This is a genomic window from Arthrobacter sp. NEB 688, from assembly GCF_013201035.1.
Lineage (GTDB): Bacteria > Actinomycetota > Actinomycetes > Actinomycetales > Dermatophilaceae > Phycicoccus.
This window is the reverse complement of sequence record NZ_CP053707.1, coordinates 2,926,635-2,942,115: the sequence shown is the minus strand read 5'-3', so window position 1 is coordinate 2,942,115 and position 15,481 is coordinate 2,926,635. Positions and strand designations below refer to the sequence as shown.

Annotated in this window: 9 protein-coding genes and 1 tRNA gene; 7 read left to right on the top strand and 3 right to left on the bottom strand. The window is 73.2% G+C overall.

The features are described from left to right. Positions 1-4: 4 nt before the first annotated feature. From gltB to HL663_RS13765, 6 genes are all read left to right on the top strand, one after another. Positions 5-4,546: a glutamate synthase large subunit gene (gltB, locus tag HL663_RS13790; RefSeq protein ID WP_173028911.1), complete on the top strand. Its 4,542-nt coding sequence runs from the start codon at positions 5-7 to the stop codon at positions 4,544-4,546. Further along, complete coding sequence (locus tag HL663_RS13785) at positions 4,539-5,999, top strand: glutamate synthase subunit beta (protein ID WP_173028910.1); 1,461 nt, start codon at positions 4,539-4,541, stop codon at positions 5,997-5,999. The genes gltB and HL663_RS13785 overlap by 8 nt, the downstream gene beginning before the upstream one ends. Positions 6,000-6,185: 186 nt before the next feature. Next, positions 6,186-7,649 carry a pyruvate kinase gene (gene pyk, locus HL663_RS13780; RefSeq protein ID WP_173028909.1) on the top strand — a complete coding sequence of 488 codons (1,464 nt, stop codon included), beginning with the start codon at positions 6,186-6,188 and terminating at the stop codon, positions 7,647-7,649. A gap of 39 nt (positions 7,650-7,688) precedes the next feature. Then, positions 7,689-7,771 (top strand) — tRNA-Leu (locus HL663_RS13775). 1 nt (position 7,772) lies between these two features. Continuing rightward, positions 7,773-8,366, top strand: coding sequence for an ANTAR domain-containing response regulator (locus HL663_RS13770; protein ID WP_173028908.1), 594 nt, complete (start codon positions 7,773-7,775; stop codon positions 8,364-8,366). 164 nt (positions 8,367-8,530) lie between these two features. Continuing rightward, complete coding sequence (locus HL663_RS13765; RefSeq protein ID WP_173028907.1) at positions 8,531-9,091, top strand: GNAT family N-acetyltransferase; 561 nt, start codon at positions 8,531-8,533, stop codon at positions 9,089-9,091. A 28-nt stretch (positions 9,092-9,119) separates the two neighbouring features. Here the strand turns inward: HL663_RS13765 and HL663_RS13760 are convergent, their stop codons facing one another. The 3 genes from HL663_RS13760 to HL663_RS13750 form a co-directional block, all read right to left on the bottom strand. After that, positions 9,120-10,412, bottom strand: a complete 1,293-nt coding sequence (locus HL663_RS13760) for a DUF1501 domain-containing protein (protein WP_173028906.1) — start codon at positions 10,410-10,412, stop codon at positions 9,120-9,122. Between the two features lie 10 nt (positions 10,413-10,422). After that, positions 10,423-12,165 carry a DUF1800 domain-containing protein gene (locus tag HL663_RS13755; RefSeq protein ID WP_173028905.1) on the bottom strand — a complete coding sequence of 581 codons (1,743 nt, stop codon included), beginning with the start codon at positions 12,163-12,165 and terminating at the stop codon, positions 10,423-10,425. A gap of 159 nt (positions 12,166-12,324) precedes the next feature. Continuing rightward, the gene (locus HL663_RS13750; protein WP_173028904.1) at positions 12,325-12,756 is read right to left on the bottom strand and encodes a hotdog fold thioesterase; all 432 of its coding nucleotides are present in this window, start codon (positions 12,754-12,756) and stop codon (positions 12,325-12,327) included. On the opposite strand from HL663_RS13750, the gene polA reads away from it, so the two are divergent. Further along, entirely contained in the window at positions 12,755-15,463 is a 2,709-nt protein-coding gene (gene polA, locus HL663_RS13745; protein ID WP_216842569.1) for a DNA polymerase I, read from the top strand. The genes HL663_RS13750 and polA overlap by 2 nt on opposite strands. The last annotated feature ends 18 nt before the right edge of the window (positions 15,464-15,481 follow it).

The window sequence follows — 15,481 nt, the reverse complement described above, 5'->3', positions numbered from 1 at the left end:
CGACGTGACCGTCGCCCGCTTCTCCGCCCACCCCGACGACGTCGGGCTGTACCGCCGTGAGCACGAGCACGATGCGTGCGGTGTGGCGATGGTCGCGACGATGCGGGGGAGCGCGGGCCACGACGTCGTCGCCCACGCCCTCGACGCGCTGCGCAACCTCGACCACCGCGGCGCCACCGGCGCCGACCCGCTCGTGGGCGACGGCGCCGGCATCCTCACGCAGGTGCCCGACGCCTTCTTCCGGGCGGTGCTCGACGTCGAGCTGCCGCCGGCCGGTGCCTACGCGGCCGGGATGGCCTACCTGCCGACCGACGCCGACGAGCGCGCCACCGCGCAGGAGCGCATCGAGGCCATCGCCGCCGAGGAGGGCCTGCGCGTCCTCGCCTGGCGCGACGTGCCCGTCGTCCCCGACCTCGTCGGCGAGGCGGCCCGCGCGACGATGCCGTGCTTCCGCCAGCTGTTCGTCTCCTCGGACGAGGGCCTGTCGGGCATCGAGCTCGACCGGGTCGCGTTCGTCCTGCGCAAGCGCGCCGAGCGCCAGGCCGAGGTCTACTTCCCGTCGCTGTCGGCCCGCACGGTCGTCTACAAGGGGATGCTCACGACCGGCCAGCTCGAGCCGTTCTTCCCCGACCTGTCCGACGAGCGCTTCGCCACCGAGCTCGCCCTGGTCCACTCGCGCTTCTCGACCAACACCTTCCCGAGCTGGCCGCTGGCCCACCCCTACCGGCTCATCGCGCACAACGGCGAGATCAACACCGTCAAGGGCAACCGCAACTGGATGCACGCCCGCGAGAGCATGCTCGCCTCCGACGTCCTGCGCGGGGACCTCTCCCGCATCTCCCCGATCTGCAGCCCCGAGGCCTCGGACTCCGCGTCCTTCGACGAGGTCCTCGAGCTGATCCACCTCGGCGGGCGCAGCCTGCCCCACGCGGTGCTCATGATGATCCCCGAGGCCTGGGAGAACCACGCCTCGATGGACCCCGCCCGCCGCGCCTTCTACGAGTTCCACTCGACCTTCATGGAGCCGTGGGACGGCCCCGCCGCGGTCTGCTTCTCCGACGGCACCCTCGTCGGTGCGGTCCTCGACCGCAACGGCCTGCGACCCGGGCGCTACTGGGTCACCGACGACGGCCTCGTCGTCCTCGCCTCGGAGGCCGGCGTCCTCGACCTCGAGCCCGAGAACGTCGTGCGCCGCGGTCGCCTCCAGCCGGGCCGGATGTTCCTCGTCGACACCGCCGCCGGGCGGATCGTCAGCGACGAGGAGGTCAAGTCCGGCCTCGCCGGCGAGCACCCGTACGAGGAGTGGCTGCACGCCGGGCTCATCGGCCTCAAGGACCTGCCCGAGCGCGAGCACATCGTCCACACCGCGGCCTCGGTCGCGCGGCGCCAGCGCACCTTCGGGTACACCGAGGAGGAGCTCAAGGTCATCCTCGCGCCGATGGCGCGCACCGGCGCCGAGGCCCTCGGCTCGATGGGCACCGACACGCCCATCGCCGTGCTCTCGGAGCGGCCGCGGCTCGTCTTCGACTACTTCACCCAGCTCTTCGCGCAGGTGACCAACCCGCCGCTCGACGCCATCCGCGAGGAGCTCGTCACCTCCCTCGCCGGCTCGATCGGACCCGAGGGCAACCTCCTCGACGCCAACCCGGCGCACGCCCGCCAGGTCGTCCTGCCCTTCCCGGTCATCGACAACGACGAGCTCGCGAAGATCGTCCACATCAACGCCGACGGCGACCTGCCCGGCTTCGAGACCGTCGTCGTGCGCGGCACCTACGACGTGAGCGGCGGCGAGGCGGCCCTGCGCGGGCGCCTGCACGAGATCTTCGCCGAGGTGTCCGAGGCCATCGACGCGGGAGCGCGCTTCGTCGTGCTCTCCGACCGCGACTCCGACCGCGACCTCGCGCCGATCCCGTCGCTGCTGCTCACCTCGGCCGTGCACCACCACCTCATCCGCGAGAAGACCCGCACCCAGGTCGGGCTCGTCGTCGAGGCCGGCGACGTCCGCGAGGTCCACCACGTCGCGCTGCTCGTCGGCTACGGCGCGGCCGCGATCAACCCCTACCTCGCGATGGAGTCCGTCGAGGACATGGTCCGCCGCGGTGACATCACCGACGTCACCGAGGAGAAGGCGGTCGCCAACCTCATCAAGGCGCTCGGCAAGGGCGTCCTCAAGGTGATGTCGAAGATGGGCATCTCGACCGTCGCGTCCTACCGCGGCGCCCAGGTGTTCGAGGCGATCGGCCTCTCGCAGGAGCTCGTCGACGAGTTCTTCACCGGCACCGTCAGCCAGCTCGGCGGCATCGGCCTCGGGGTCGTCGCCGCGGAGGCCGCGGCCCGGCACGGGATGGCCTACCCGCCGGACGGCATCCGCCAGGCGCACCGCAAGCTCGTCGTCGGCGGCGAGTACCAGTGGCGCCGCGAGGGCGAGCCGCACCTGTTCGACCCCGAGACGGTCTTCCGGCTCCAGCACGCGACCCGCCAGCGGCGCTACGACGTCTTCAAGCAGTACACGCAGCGCGTCGACGAGCAGTCCGGCCGGCTGATGACCCTCCGTGGGCTCTTCGAGCTCGGCGGCGCCACCCGGCGCGAGCCGGTGCCGCTCGAGGAGGTCGAGCCGGTCGAGTCGATCGTCAAGCGGTTCTCCACCGGCGCGATGAGCTACGGCTCGATCTCCAAGGAGGCGCACGAGACGCTCGCCGTCGCGATGAACCGCCTCGGCGCGCGCTCCAACACCGGCGAGGGCGGCGAGGACGTCGACCGGCTGCTCGACCCGACCCGCCGCTCGGCGATCAAGCAGGTCGCCTCGGGGCGCTTCGGCGTGACGTCGATGTACCTGACCCACAGCGACGACATCCAGATCAAGATGGCCCAGGGCGCCAAGCCCGGCGAGGGCGGGCAGCTCCCCGGCCCGAAGGTCTACCCGTGGGTCGCGCGGACCCGGCACTCGACGCCGGGCGTCGGGCTGATCAGCCCGCCGCCGCACCACGACATCTACTCGATCGAGGACCTCGCCCAGCTCATCCACGACCTCAAGAACGCGAACCCGCAGGCGCGGGTCCACGTCAAGCTCGTCTCCGAGGTCGGGGTCGGCACGGTCGCTGCCGGCGTGAGCAAGGCCCACGCCGACGTCGTCCTCATCAGCGGTCACGACGGCGGCACCGGCGCGGCGCCGCTCACCTCGCTCAAGCACGCGGGCGGCCCCTGGGAGCTCGGCCTCGCCGAGACCCAGCAGACGCTCGTCCTCAACGGGCTGCGCGACCGGATCGTCGTCCAGGTCGACGGGCAGATCAAGACCGGCCGTGACGTCGTCGTCGCGGCGCTCCTCGGCGCCGAGGAGTTCGGCTTCGCCACCGCCCCGCTCGTCGTCTCCGGCTGCGTGCTCATGCGCGTCTGCCACCTCGACACCTGCCCGGTCGGCATCGCGACGCAGAACCCCGAGCTGCGCAAGCGCTTCTCCGGGCAGCCCGAGTTCGTCGAGACCTTCTTCGAGTACATCGCCGAGGAGGTCCGCGAGCACCTCGCCGCGCTCGGTTTCCGGAGCATCGAGGAGGCCATCGGCCAGATCCAGCACCTCGACACGAGCAAGGCCGTCCAGCACTGGAAGGCCTCCGGGCTCGACCTCGCGCCGATCCTCACCGCCGTGCAGAGCCCCGACGGCTCGGGCATCCGGCACCGGGTCGGTCAGGACCACGGCCTCGAGAAGGCGCTGGACCACCAGCTCATCGCCGCCGCGCGCGACGCGATCGACCACGGCGAGCAGGTGCGGGCGCGCTTCGCGATCCGCAACGTCAACCGCACGGTCGGCACGATGCTCGGCCACGAGGTGACCAAGGCCCACCCCGAGGGGCTGGCCGACGGCACGATCGAGCTGACGCTCACCGGGTCCGCCGGGCAGAGCCTCGGCGCCTTCCTCCCCGCCGGGGTCACGCTGCGGCTCGAGGGCGACGCCAACGACTACGTCGGCAAGGGCCTCTCGGGCGGCCGCGTCGTCGTGCGCCCCGCCCCCGGCTCGGCGCTCGTCGCCGAGGAGAACGTCATCGCCGGCAACGTCATCGGCTACGGCGCGACCTCCGGCGAGCTGTTCCTGCGCGGCCGGGTCGGCGAGCGGTTCTGCGTCCGCAACTCCGGGGCGACCGCCGTCGTCGAGGGCGTGGGCGACCACGGCCTCGAGTACATGACCGGCGGCACCGTGCTCGTCCTCGGCCCGACCGGGCGCAACGTCGCGGCGGGGATGTCCGGCGGCGTCGCCTACGTCCTCGACCTCGACCACGACCGGGTCAACCGCGAGCTGGTCGACCTCCTCCCGCTGCGCCCGGACGACGAGCTCGTCGTCCACGACCTCCTCGAGCGCCACGTCCGCTGGACGGACTCGGGTGTCGCGGCGCGGCTCCTCGCCGACTGGGGCAGCGCCCGGTCGGCCTTCACCCTCGTCCTCCCGCGGCAGTACCAGCGCGTCCTCGACGTGCGGGCGCAGGCCGAGACGGAAGGGCTCGACCCCGACGGCCCCCAGGTGTGGGAGCGGATCATGGAGGCCTCCCGTGGCTGACCCCCAGGGTTTTCTCAAGACGCGCGAGCGCGAGCTGCCCCGCCGCCGTCCGGTCCCGGTGCGCATCCGGGACTGGAAGGAGGTCTACGAGGCGCAGGCGGCCCCGGAGCTGCAGCGCCAGGCCGGTCGCTGCATGGACTGCGGGATCCCGTTCTGCCACAGCGGCTGTCCGCTGGGCAACCTCATCCCCGAGTGGAACGACCTCGCGTGGAAGGGGGAGTGGCGCGAGGCCATCGAGCGCCTGCACGCCACGAACAACTTCCCCGAGTTCACCGGGCGCCTGTGCCCGGCGCCGTGCGAGTCCGCGTGCGTCCTCGGCATCAACCAGCCGGCCGTCACCATCAAGCAGGTCGAGGTGACGATCGTCGACCGTGCCTTCGAGAACGGCACGATCCTGCCGGTCTCGCCGGAGCGCCTGTCCGGCAAGACCGTCGCCGTCGTCGGCTCCGGCCCCGCCGGCCTCGCCACGGCGCAGCAGCTGACCCGCGCCGGGCACACGGTCGCCGTCTACGAGCGGGCCGACCAGCCCGGTGGCCTCCTGCGGTACGGCATCCCCGAGTTCAAGATGGAGAAGGCCGTCCTCGACCGCCGCATCGCCCAGATGAAGTCCGAGGGCACCCGCTTCCGCACCGGCGTCGACGTCGGCGGCGACCTGACCGGCGCCGACCTGCGCAAGCGGTTCGACGCGGTCGTCGTCGCGATCGGCTCGACCGTGCCGCGCGACCTGCCGGTGCCGGGGCGCGAGCTCGACGGGGTCGTCCAGGCGATGGACTTCCTGCCGCCGGCCAACCGGGTCGCCCTCGGGCAGAGCGTCGAGGGCCAGGTGACGGCCACCGGCAAGGACGTCGTCGTCATCGGTGGCGGCGACACCGGCGCCGACTGCATCGGTACCGCCCACCGCCAGGGCGCCCGCTCGGTGACGAGCCTCGAGATCATGCCGCAGCCCGGCATCGAGCGCGCCGGCGCGCACCCGTGGCCGACCTACCCGATGCTCTTCCGCGTCGCCTCGGCGCACGAGGAGGGCGGCGAGCGGGTGTACGCCACGACGACGAGCGAGGTCGTCGGCGACGACGAGGGCCGGGTGCGCGCGCTGCGCCTGCACGAGGTCCGGATGGGCGAGCAGGGCTTCGAGAAGGTCGAGGGCTCCGAGCGCGAGATCCCGGCGCAGCTCGTCCTGCTCGCGATGGGCTTCGTCGGCCCGCAGCCGGGCGGCCTGCTCGAGCAGCTCGGGGTCGACAAGGACGAGCGCAGCAACGTCGCGCGCGACCCCCACTTCATGTCCTCGGTGCCGGGCGTCTTCGTCGCCGGCGACGCCGGGCGCGGTCAGTCGCTCATCGTCTGGGCCATCGCCGAGGGGCGCTCGGTCGCCCACGAGGTCGACGCCTGGCTCATGGGCAAGCCCTCGCGCCTGCCGCGGCCGGTCGCCCCGACCGACCGCCCGCTCATGGCCTGAGCGACCCGTCCGGCGCCCGGCACGGGGCGTCGTCCACGAGACCCCGGCCCCGAGCCGGGGTCTCGTGGACGTCTCGGGGTCACCCCGAGAGGTGGAGGCCCGTGGGGCGGGTGGGGTTCGGCGGGGGGGCGCCCGCGATGTGGCCCGCGTCACGATGGAAGCGGTTGCACCGATAGGCTCGGTCCCATGCGTCGCGCGAAGATCGTCTGCACCCTCGGCCCCGCCACCTCGAGCGCCGAGAACCTGCGAGAGCTCGTCCGGGCCGGGATGGACGTCGCCCGCCTCAACCTCAGCCACGGCGTGCACGCCGACCACGAGCAGGTCTACCTCGACGTGCGTCGCGCGAGCGACGCCGTCGGCCGCGCGGTCGGGGTCCTCGTCGACCTCCAGGGCCCCAAGATCCGCACGGCGCGCTTCGCCGACGGGCCGGTGGTCCTGCAGAACGGCGCGACCTTCACGATCACGACGCGCGACGTCCCGGGCGACGTCACCGAGGTCGGCACCACCTACTCGGGTCTGCCCGGCGACGTCCACGCCGGCGACCGCATCCTCATCGACGACGGCAAGATCGCGCTCATCGCGACGGACGTCACCGAGACCGACGTCGTCTGCCAGGTCCTCGAGGGCGGGCCGCTGAGCAACAACAAGGGCATCAACCTGCCCGGCGTCGCCGTCTCGGTGCCGGCCCTGTCCGAGAAGGACGAGGACGACCTGCGCTGGGGCCTGCGGGTCGGTGCCGACATGATCGCGCTGTCCTTCGTGCGCAGCGCCGACGACATCCGCCGCGTCCACGAGATCATGGACGAGGAGGGCCACCGGCTGCCGGTCATCGCCAAGATCGAGAAGCCGCAGGCCGTCGAGAACCTCGACGAGATCATCCGCGCCTTCGACGGCGTCATGGTCGCCCGCGGCGACCTCGGCGTCGAGATGCCGCTCGAGCAGGTCCCGCTGGTCCAGAAGCGCGCCTGCGAGATCGCGCGCCGCCGGGCCAAGCCGGTCATCGTCGCGACCCAGGTGCTGGAGTCGATGATCGAGAACAGCCGCCCGACCCGCGCGGAGGCCTCGGACGCCGCCAACGCGGTCCTCGACGGCGCCGACGCGCTCATGCTCTCCGGCGAGACGAGCGTCGGCAAGAACCCGTTCGCGGCCGTGCGCACGATGGCCCGCATCATCGAGAACACCGAGACCCACGGCCTGCACCGCATCCGCCCGCTCGGTACCCGCCCGAACTCCAAGGGCGGCGCGGTGACGGCCGCGGCGGCCGAGATCGGCGAGCTGCTCGGGGTCAAGTACCTCATCACCTTCACCGAGGGCGGCGACTCCTCGCGGCGCCTGTCGCGCGTGCGCCCGCGCATCCCGATGCTCGCCTTCACGCCCAACCAGTCGACGCGCAGCCAGCTGGCGCTCACCTGGGGCGTCGAGACCTTCCTCGTCGGCGGCGTCCGCCACACCGACGAGATGGCGATGCAGGTCGACGAGGTGCTCCTCGGGCTCGGGCGGGTCCAGGAGGGCGACCAGGTGGTCATCGTCGCCGGCTCGCCCCCCGGCATCCCCGGCTCGACGAACGCCCTGCGCGTCCACAAGGTCGGCGACGCGAAGAACCGGGTCGCCCCGGCCTACGTCGAGGCCGCGAAGCACGGACACGCCTGAGGCCGGCACGGTGGCCCTCGATATGCTGTCCACGCCCCGGCCGGGGTGGTGGAACGGCAGACACGGCGGACTCAAAATCCGCTGCCCGCGAGGGCGTGCGGGTTCGAGTCCCGCTCCCGGCACATGACCCAGAGTGCAGCCACCGCCAAGCGCGTCCTCGTCGCCGAGGACGAGGCCATCATCCGTCTGGACCTCGCGGAGATGCTCCGTGAGGCCGGCTACGACGTCGTCGGCCAGGCCGGCGACGGCGAGCAGGCCGTCGAGATGGCCCGCTCCCTGACCCCGGACATCGTCATCATGGACGTCAAGATGCCCGTGATGGACGGCCTGACCGCCGCCGAGACGATCGGGGCCGAGCGCATCTGCCCGGTCGTCATGCTCACGGCGTTCAGCCAGCGCGAGCTCGTCGAGCGGGCCCGCGACGCCGGGGTGATGGCCTACGTCGTCAAGCCGTTCACGGCGAGCGACGTGACCCCGGCCCTCGACATCGCCCTCTCGCGCTGGAGCGAGCTCAAGGAGCTCGAGGCCGAGGTGGCCGACCTCGGGGAGCGGCTCGAGACCCGCAAGGCCGTCGACCGCGCCAAGGGCGTCCTCATGGCCAAGCTGAAGATCACCGAGGCCGACGCCTTCCGGTGGATCCAGAAGACCGCCATGGACCGGCGCATGGGCATGCGCGAGGTCGCCGACGCCGTCGTCGCCGGCATGGAGAAGAGCTGACCGGATCCGTGGGGTGGGAGCGGTCCCACCCCGGATCCGTCGGCCCGACGGGTCCGTTCGGACCGGTTGCGGCCAACCGGACTTCCCTCCGGCGGCCACGGGGGCATAGTGTCCGGTGTCGGTGCGGTTCCCTCCCCGGGACCACCGTCGGACAGGAGGCGAACGTGGCGCGACGACCCGTCGAGGTGGCTCTCGTCGAGGGTGACCTCGAGGCCCTCACCGCCCTCTGGCGCGAGGCGAAGGTCGACGCCGGCACGAGCCCCGAGGTCTGCGCCCGGGCCATCTCCGACGGCCGCCTCTCGGGCGCCCTCCAGCGGCCCGGGGTGCAGGCCTTCCTGGCCCACCTCGAGGGCGAGCCGGCCGGCTACGTCATCACGACCGACAACCCCTTCGGCCTCGCGCCGAGCCCCGAGGTCGCCATCGAGCAGCTCTGGGTCACCCCGGACGCCCGCCGGCACGGCGTGGCCAAGCAGCTGCTGGGAGCGGTCCTCGCGGCCGCCGAGCGCGCCGGCTGCGAGCAGGTCGTCTCGAACGTCCCGACGACCAGCCGCGAGGCCAACCGGTTCTTCGCGCGGCTCGGCTTCGGCTCGACCGTCACCCGGCGCGTCGTCGCGACGGGCACCCTGCGCCGGCGGATCGCGCCCGAGACGGCCGACACCGGCCTCGAGCTGACCCGCCGCCGCCGCAGCCTGCGCCAGCGCGCGTTCTCGACCCGCTCCGCCTGACGCGCGGCCGACGGGCGGGGCCTGTCGCTCAGGCCTTCTGCTTGAGCAGGCCGAGCCGCGTCGTCGGCGCGCCGGGGAGCACCGTCGAGGCCGTGAGGCGGCACCGCTTCTCGAGGACCTCGGCGAGGACGCTGCGGTAGTCGGTCGTGGCCTTGAGGTCACCGGCCTGGGTCTGGTCGGGCGCGAGGCCGGGCCAGGTGCCGTAGACGCTGCCGCCGTTGACGCCGCCGCCGAGGACGAAGCTGAAGTTGCCGTAGCCGTGGTCGACGCCGCCGGAGCCGTTCTCGGTGACGCGTCGGCCGAACTCGGACATCGTCACGAGGGTGACGCGGTCGGCCGCGGCGCCGAGGTCGGTCATGAACGCGGCGAGGGCCTTGCCGACCTCGCTCAGCTGGGAGAACATCCACCCGCCGGTGCTGGAGCCGAGGTCGGTGTGCATGTCCCAGTTGCCGGAGTCGATGCTCACGGCGCGCAGGCCCACGCCGGCCTTGACCAGGCGGGCGGTGTCCTTGAGCGCGTCGGCCAGCCCGCCGTTGGGGTAGACCGCGCCGTTGGCCGGGGTGTAGCCGGCAGTCTGCAGGGTCGCCGCGGTCGAGAGGGCGTCCAGGGCCGTGCGGGCCGGGGTCGTCACCTGGTCGGCGGGTCCCTCGTGCAGCGCGCGCAGCGCGGTCGTCCAGCGCGTGGTCTCCGCCGCGTCCCACGCACCGCTCAGGGTGAAGGAGTCGACCGAGCGCATCGCGAGGTCGGCCGTGAGGTCGCCGAGGAAGGAGCGCGGCGCGGTGGTCGAGCCCATCGTCGTCCCGGCGAAGGGGCCGGGGGTGGCGGTGGCGCCGACCATGCGGTCGAGCCAGCCGGTGCGCAGGGAGGAGCCGGGGGCGGCGCGCTCCATCTCGTCCATGTCGGTGAAGTGGGAGCGGGTGGGGTTGGGCTGGCCGACGGCGTGGACGACGGCGAGCTTGCCGGAGGTGTAGAGGGGCAGCAGGGGCGCCAGGGCGGGGTGCAGCGCGAAGCGGGCGTCGAGCTTGAGGCCGCGCGACTGGGGGATCGCGATGGAGGGGCGGGCGGTGTAGTAGGAGGGGTCCCCGACGGGGGCGACGACGGACAGGCCGTCGATACCGCCGCGGAACGAGAGCACGACGAGGGTGTCGCCGGTGTAGCCGGCGTCGGCGAAGGTGAGCCGGGTCATCGCCTCGGCGGGGCCGGCGAGCGCGAGGGTGGCGCCGGCGGCGCCGAGGGCGGAGGCGCCGGCCAGGAGCGCGCGGCGGCTGGGGGCCATGGCGGCGACGCCCTCGGGGCAGCCGCAGGTGGTGGTGGCGGTCATCGGGGGCTCCTCAGCGGGTCGCGAACTCGGGGGTGTCGAGCACGAGGGCCACGACGTAGGGCAGGCGCCAGCCGACGAGGGAGTCGGTGGACTTCAGCGGCGTGGCCGCGGTCTTGCCCACGAAGGCGCAGACGGCGTCCCGCTTGGCCGCGGACAGCGGGGCCGAGAGCAGGCGCGTCGCGAGGGCGTCGACCGCGGCGCCGTGCGTGGACGGCAGCGTGGTGGGCAGGAGGCCGCGCAGCGCCGGGTAGGTGACCCGCTTCTCGGTCGTGTCGGTCGCGGACCACCCCTGGTGCATCGCGAAGTTCCAGCCGGCGAGCGTGGCACCGGCCCCCGCCCAGGCGGCGGCGACGTCGGGGTAGCCGTTCGGCGCGGGCCAGGCGAGGGGGGCCTGACCGGCGACCCGGCTGTACCAGGACAGGTCGCCCAGCCAGTCCCGCGTGTCGGCCCCGGGGCGCACCCCGAGGGCCCGCGCGACGGAGACGATGCGCTCGAGGGGGCGCTTGGTCTTGCGGCCGGCCGACTCGGCGAACTCGGTCGAGGCGAACAGCGCCCGCAGGACGGGGGCGATGGCCGTGTCGTTGGCCAGGTAGACCTGCGCGAGGGTGTCGACGAGCGTGCTCGGCGGGGTGTCGGACACGAACCGGACGGCGAGCTTGGTCGCGAGCCGACGGGCGGTGCTCGGGTGACGCGCGAGGTGCTGGAGGTAGGAGACGCCGACGGCCTCGCCGCGGGCCGAGGTGTTCGCGCTCGACCAGCCGAGGAGACCGACCTGGCCGGTGTGGTGGCGGATGTGGCGGTAGAAGTACTCGCCCGACTCGGACTCGGTCGACATCCCGGTGAGGACGAGCGCCGAGGTGCGGATGTCGGACTCGACGTAGCCCCCGGTCACGCCGACGGTGTGCAGCTCGAGGAGCTCACGGCCGAAGTTCTCGTTGGGGGCGCGCTTGGAGGAGGACTCGTTGTCGAGCTGCGCGAGCATCGCCGGGTGCATCGCCGCCGCGACGAGCATGTCGGCGTAGCGGCCGAGCGCGTTCTTGCGGACGACGTCCTCGTGGAAGCGGTGGACGCAGTCCCAGGTCTCGCCCCACGGGGCGGTGACGACCAGGTGGTTGCTCCAGAAGTCGACCATCACCTCGAGCAGCTGGCGCTTGGACCAGATCGCCCGGGCGAGGTAGGCCTCGACGGTGTCGTAGCCGAGGTCGCCGGTCTGGTCGGGCCAGTACCGGTCGTGGACCTCCCAGGTCTGCCACGCGAGGCGGGGGAACTGCGTCTTGACGAGGTCGTCGACGACCGGGTCGGGGATGGTCTTGGGCGCCAGCTGGGCCTCGACCCAGGCGCTCGCCCCCATCGAGGTGATCGCGTCCACGACCTCCGGGGTGGCTCCCCAGGTCGCGCGGCGGGCCAGGAGCAGCGCCGCGGCGGTGCTCGTCGTGCCACCGCTCACCGCGCGGGGCGCCACGGGCCGGACGGCCTTGTAGCGCGGGGGACGGGCGACCGGAACGGGCGGCGTGGTGCCACCCAGGGCGGCCCGCGGCGCGTAGGCGGCGTCGACGGACCGGGCCGCCGGCGCCTTCGGCACGACGATGCCGGCCGGCGCGGTCGAGCGGGGCGGCACGGGAGCCGGGGCCGTCGTGCGCGCGGTCGCCCGGGCGGCCGCCTTCTTCGCGGGCGCGGAGGGGTCGGCAACGGCGGTGGCGGCACCGAGGACGGCCTGCAGGGCAGCGGAGCGGCGGGGGAGCGCGGAGGTCACTCCTCCATGGTTTCTCGGTGTCCCACAACGGATCCTCGGCCGTTCGGATGCCCCGCGATCGGGCCAACGGCCCTGTTTCGCCGGACTTGACCAACGCTTGACCCGGGCTTGGCCGGGGGCAGAAGAACCGCTGGTGATCGCGTGACCCCGCCGGCCGCGTCAGGCGCCGGGGGCGGCGTCCCGGACGAGGCAGGTGATGCGGCTCGTGCAGACCCGCCGGCCGTCCTCGTCGGTGACGACGACCTCGTAGCAGGCGAGCGTGCGGCCGAGACTGAGCGGGGTCGCGGTGCCGGTCACGAGGCCCGAGCGGGCGGCCCGGTGGTGGGTGGCGTTGATGTCGAGGCCGACGACCGCCTTGCCCTCGCCGGCGTGGAGGGCCGCGCCGATCGAGCCGAGGGTCTCGGCGAGGACGACGGACGCGCCGCCGTGGAGGAGCCCGTAGGGCTGCGTGTTGCCGGCCACCGGCATCGTCGCGACGAGGCGCTCGGGGGTGGCCTCGAGCACCTCGATGCCCATCCGGTCCATGAGCGAGTCGGGGTTCATGGCCCGCATCCGGGCGACGGCTGGCATGAGGTCGGGGCTGTCGGTCATGGTCGTTAGGCTGCCACGCGTGAAGCTCCTCCTCCTCGACGGACACTCCCTGGCCTACCGGGCGTTCTTCGCCCTCCCCGTCGAGAACTTCTCGACGAGCACGGGGCAGCACACGAACGCCGTCTACGGCTTCACCTCGATGCTCATCAACGTCCTGCGCGACGAGGCCCCGACGCACGTCGCGGTCGCCTTCGACGTCTCGCGCCAGACCTTCCGGCTCGAGCAGTACGGCGAGTACAAGGCCGGCCGCGCCAAGACGCCCTCCGAGTTCACCGGCCAGCTGCCCCTGCTGCGTGAGGTGCTCGACGCGCTGCGGATCCGGCACATCGGCGTCGAGGGCTTCGAGGCCGACGACGTCATCGCGACGCTGACCCACCGCGCCACCGAGGCCGGCGCCGAGGTCGTCGTCTGCACCGGCGACCGCGACGCCTTCCAGCTCGTCACCGACCGGGTCAGCCTCATCTACCCGGTCCGCGGCGTCTCCGAGGTCTGGCGGATGGACCCCGCCGCCGTCGAGGAGAAGTACCTCGTCCCGCCGAACCGCTACAGCGACCTCGCGGCGCTCGTCGGCGAGGCCAGCGACAACCTGCCCGGCGTCCCCGGCGTCGGCCCGAAGACCGCCGCCAAGTGGATCACCCAGTACGGCGACCTCCAGGGCATCGTCGCGCACGTCGACGAGATCAAGGGCAAGGCCGGCGAGAACCTCCGCGCCCACCTCGACGACGTCCTGCGCAACCGCCGGCTCAACCGGCTCGTCGACGACCTCGACCTCCCGCTGACCGTCGCCGACCTCGAGCGCGCCTCGTGGGACCGCGAGGAGGTCCACCGCGTCTTCGACGGCCTCGAGTTCCGGGTGCTGCGCGACCGGCTCTTCCAGACCTTCGACGTCGAGTCCGACGAGGTCGAGGGCGGCTTCGAGCTCGGCGGCGACGTGCTGACCGCCGACGACCTCGTGGCGCGCTTCGCCGAGGACGGCCCGGGCCGCGCCCAGCCGCACGGCGTCGTCGTCTCCGGGCACTACCGCGCGGGGGAGGGCGACGCCAGCGCCCTCGCGTTCGCGGGGGAGGACGGCGCGACGGCGCACCTCGACCTCACGGCCCTGACCCCCGAGCAGGAGCAGGCCCTCGCCGGGTGGCTCGCCGACCCGGACGCCCCCAAGGTCCTCCACGACCTCAAGCCGCAGCTGCAGGCCCTGAGCGCCCGCGGGCTCGCGCTGAACGGCGTCGTCAGCGACACCGCCCTGGCCGCCTACCTCGTGCGCCCCGACCAGCGCTCCTACGACCTCGAGGACCTCGTCGTGCGCCACCTCGGCCGCGAGCTGACCGCCGAGGGCGACGCGACGAGCGACCAGGGCGCCCAGGGCACCCTCGACTTCGACACCGACGACGACGCCGCGGCGCGCGACGCGATGGTCCGCGCCCGCGCGGTCCTCGAGCTGTCGTCCGTCCTCGCCGAGAAGGTCGAGGAGACCGGCGGCACCGAGCTGCTCGCCGACCTCGAGCTGCCCCTGGTCGGCATCCTCGCCGAGATGGAGCGCACCGGCATCGCCGTCGACGAGGACGCCCTCACGGCGCTCGAGGCCGACTTCGCGGCCAAGATGCGCCAGGCGCAGCAGGACGCCTACGACGCCATCGGCCGCGAGGACGTCAACCTCGGCAGCCCGAAGCAGCTCCAGGAGGTCCTCTTCGACCAGCTCGGCATGCCGAAGACCAAGCGGACCAAGACCGGCTACACGACCGACGCCGACGCCTTGGCCGACCTCTTCGTCAAGACCGAGCACCCCTTCCTCGAGGCGCTCCTGCGCCACCGCGACACCAGCCGCCTGCGCGTGACCGTCGAGGGGCTCATCAAGTCGGTCGCCCCCGACCGCCGCATCCACACGACGTACCTGCAGACCATCGCGGCCACCGGGCGCCTGTCCTCGACCGACCCGAACCTCCAGAACGTCCCGATCCGCACCGAGGAGGGGCGGCGCATCCGCGACGTCTTCGTCGTCGGCGAGGGCTTCGAGTCGCTCATGTCGGCCGACTACAGCCAGATCGAGATGCGGATCATGGCCCACCTCTCCGGCGACGAGGGGCTCATCGAGGCCTTCCGGACCGGTGAGGACCTGCACCGCTTCGTCGGTGCCCGCGTGTTCGGCGTCGAGCCGGCCGACGTCACCCTCGAGATGCGCAGCAAGGTCAAGGCGATGAGCTACGGCCTCGCCTACGGCCTCTCGGCGTTCGGCCTCTCCAAGCAGCTGACGATCTCCACCGGCGAGGCGCAGGGCCTCATGGACGAGTACTTCGCCCGCTTCGGTGGGGTGCGCGACTACCTGCGCGAGGTCGTCGTCGAGGCGCGCGCCACCGGGTACACCGCGACGATGCTGGGCCGCCGCCGCTACCTGCCGGACCTGCTGAGCGACAACCGCCAGCGCCGTGAGGGCGCCGAGCGGATGGCCCTCAACGCCCCCATCCAGGGCACGGCCGCCGACATCATCAAGCTCGCGATGAAGGGCGTCCACGCCGCGCTGCAGGCCGAGGGCGCGAGCAGCCGGATGCTCCTCCAGGTGCACGACGAGCTCGTGCTCGAGGTCGCGCCCGGCGAGCGCGCCGACGTCGAGGCCCTCGTGCGGCGCGAGATGGGCGCGGCGATCGACCTCGGGGACGTGCCGCTCGACGTCAGCGTCGGGGTCGGCCGCTCCTGGCACGACGCCGCGCACTGAGCCGGCCCGCGCCGGCGG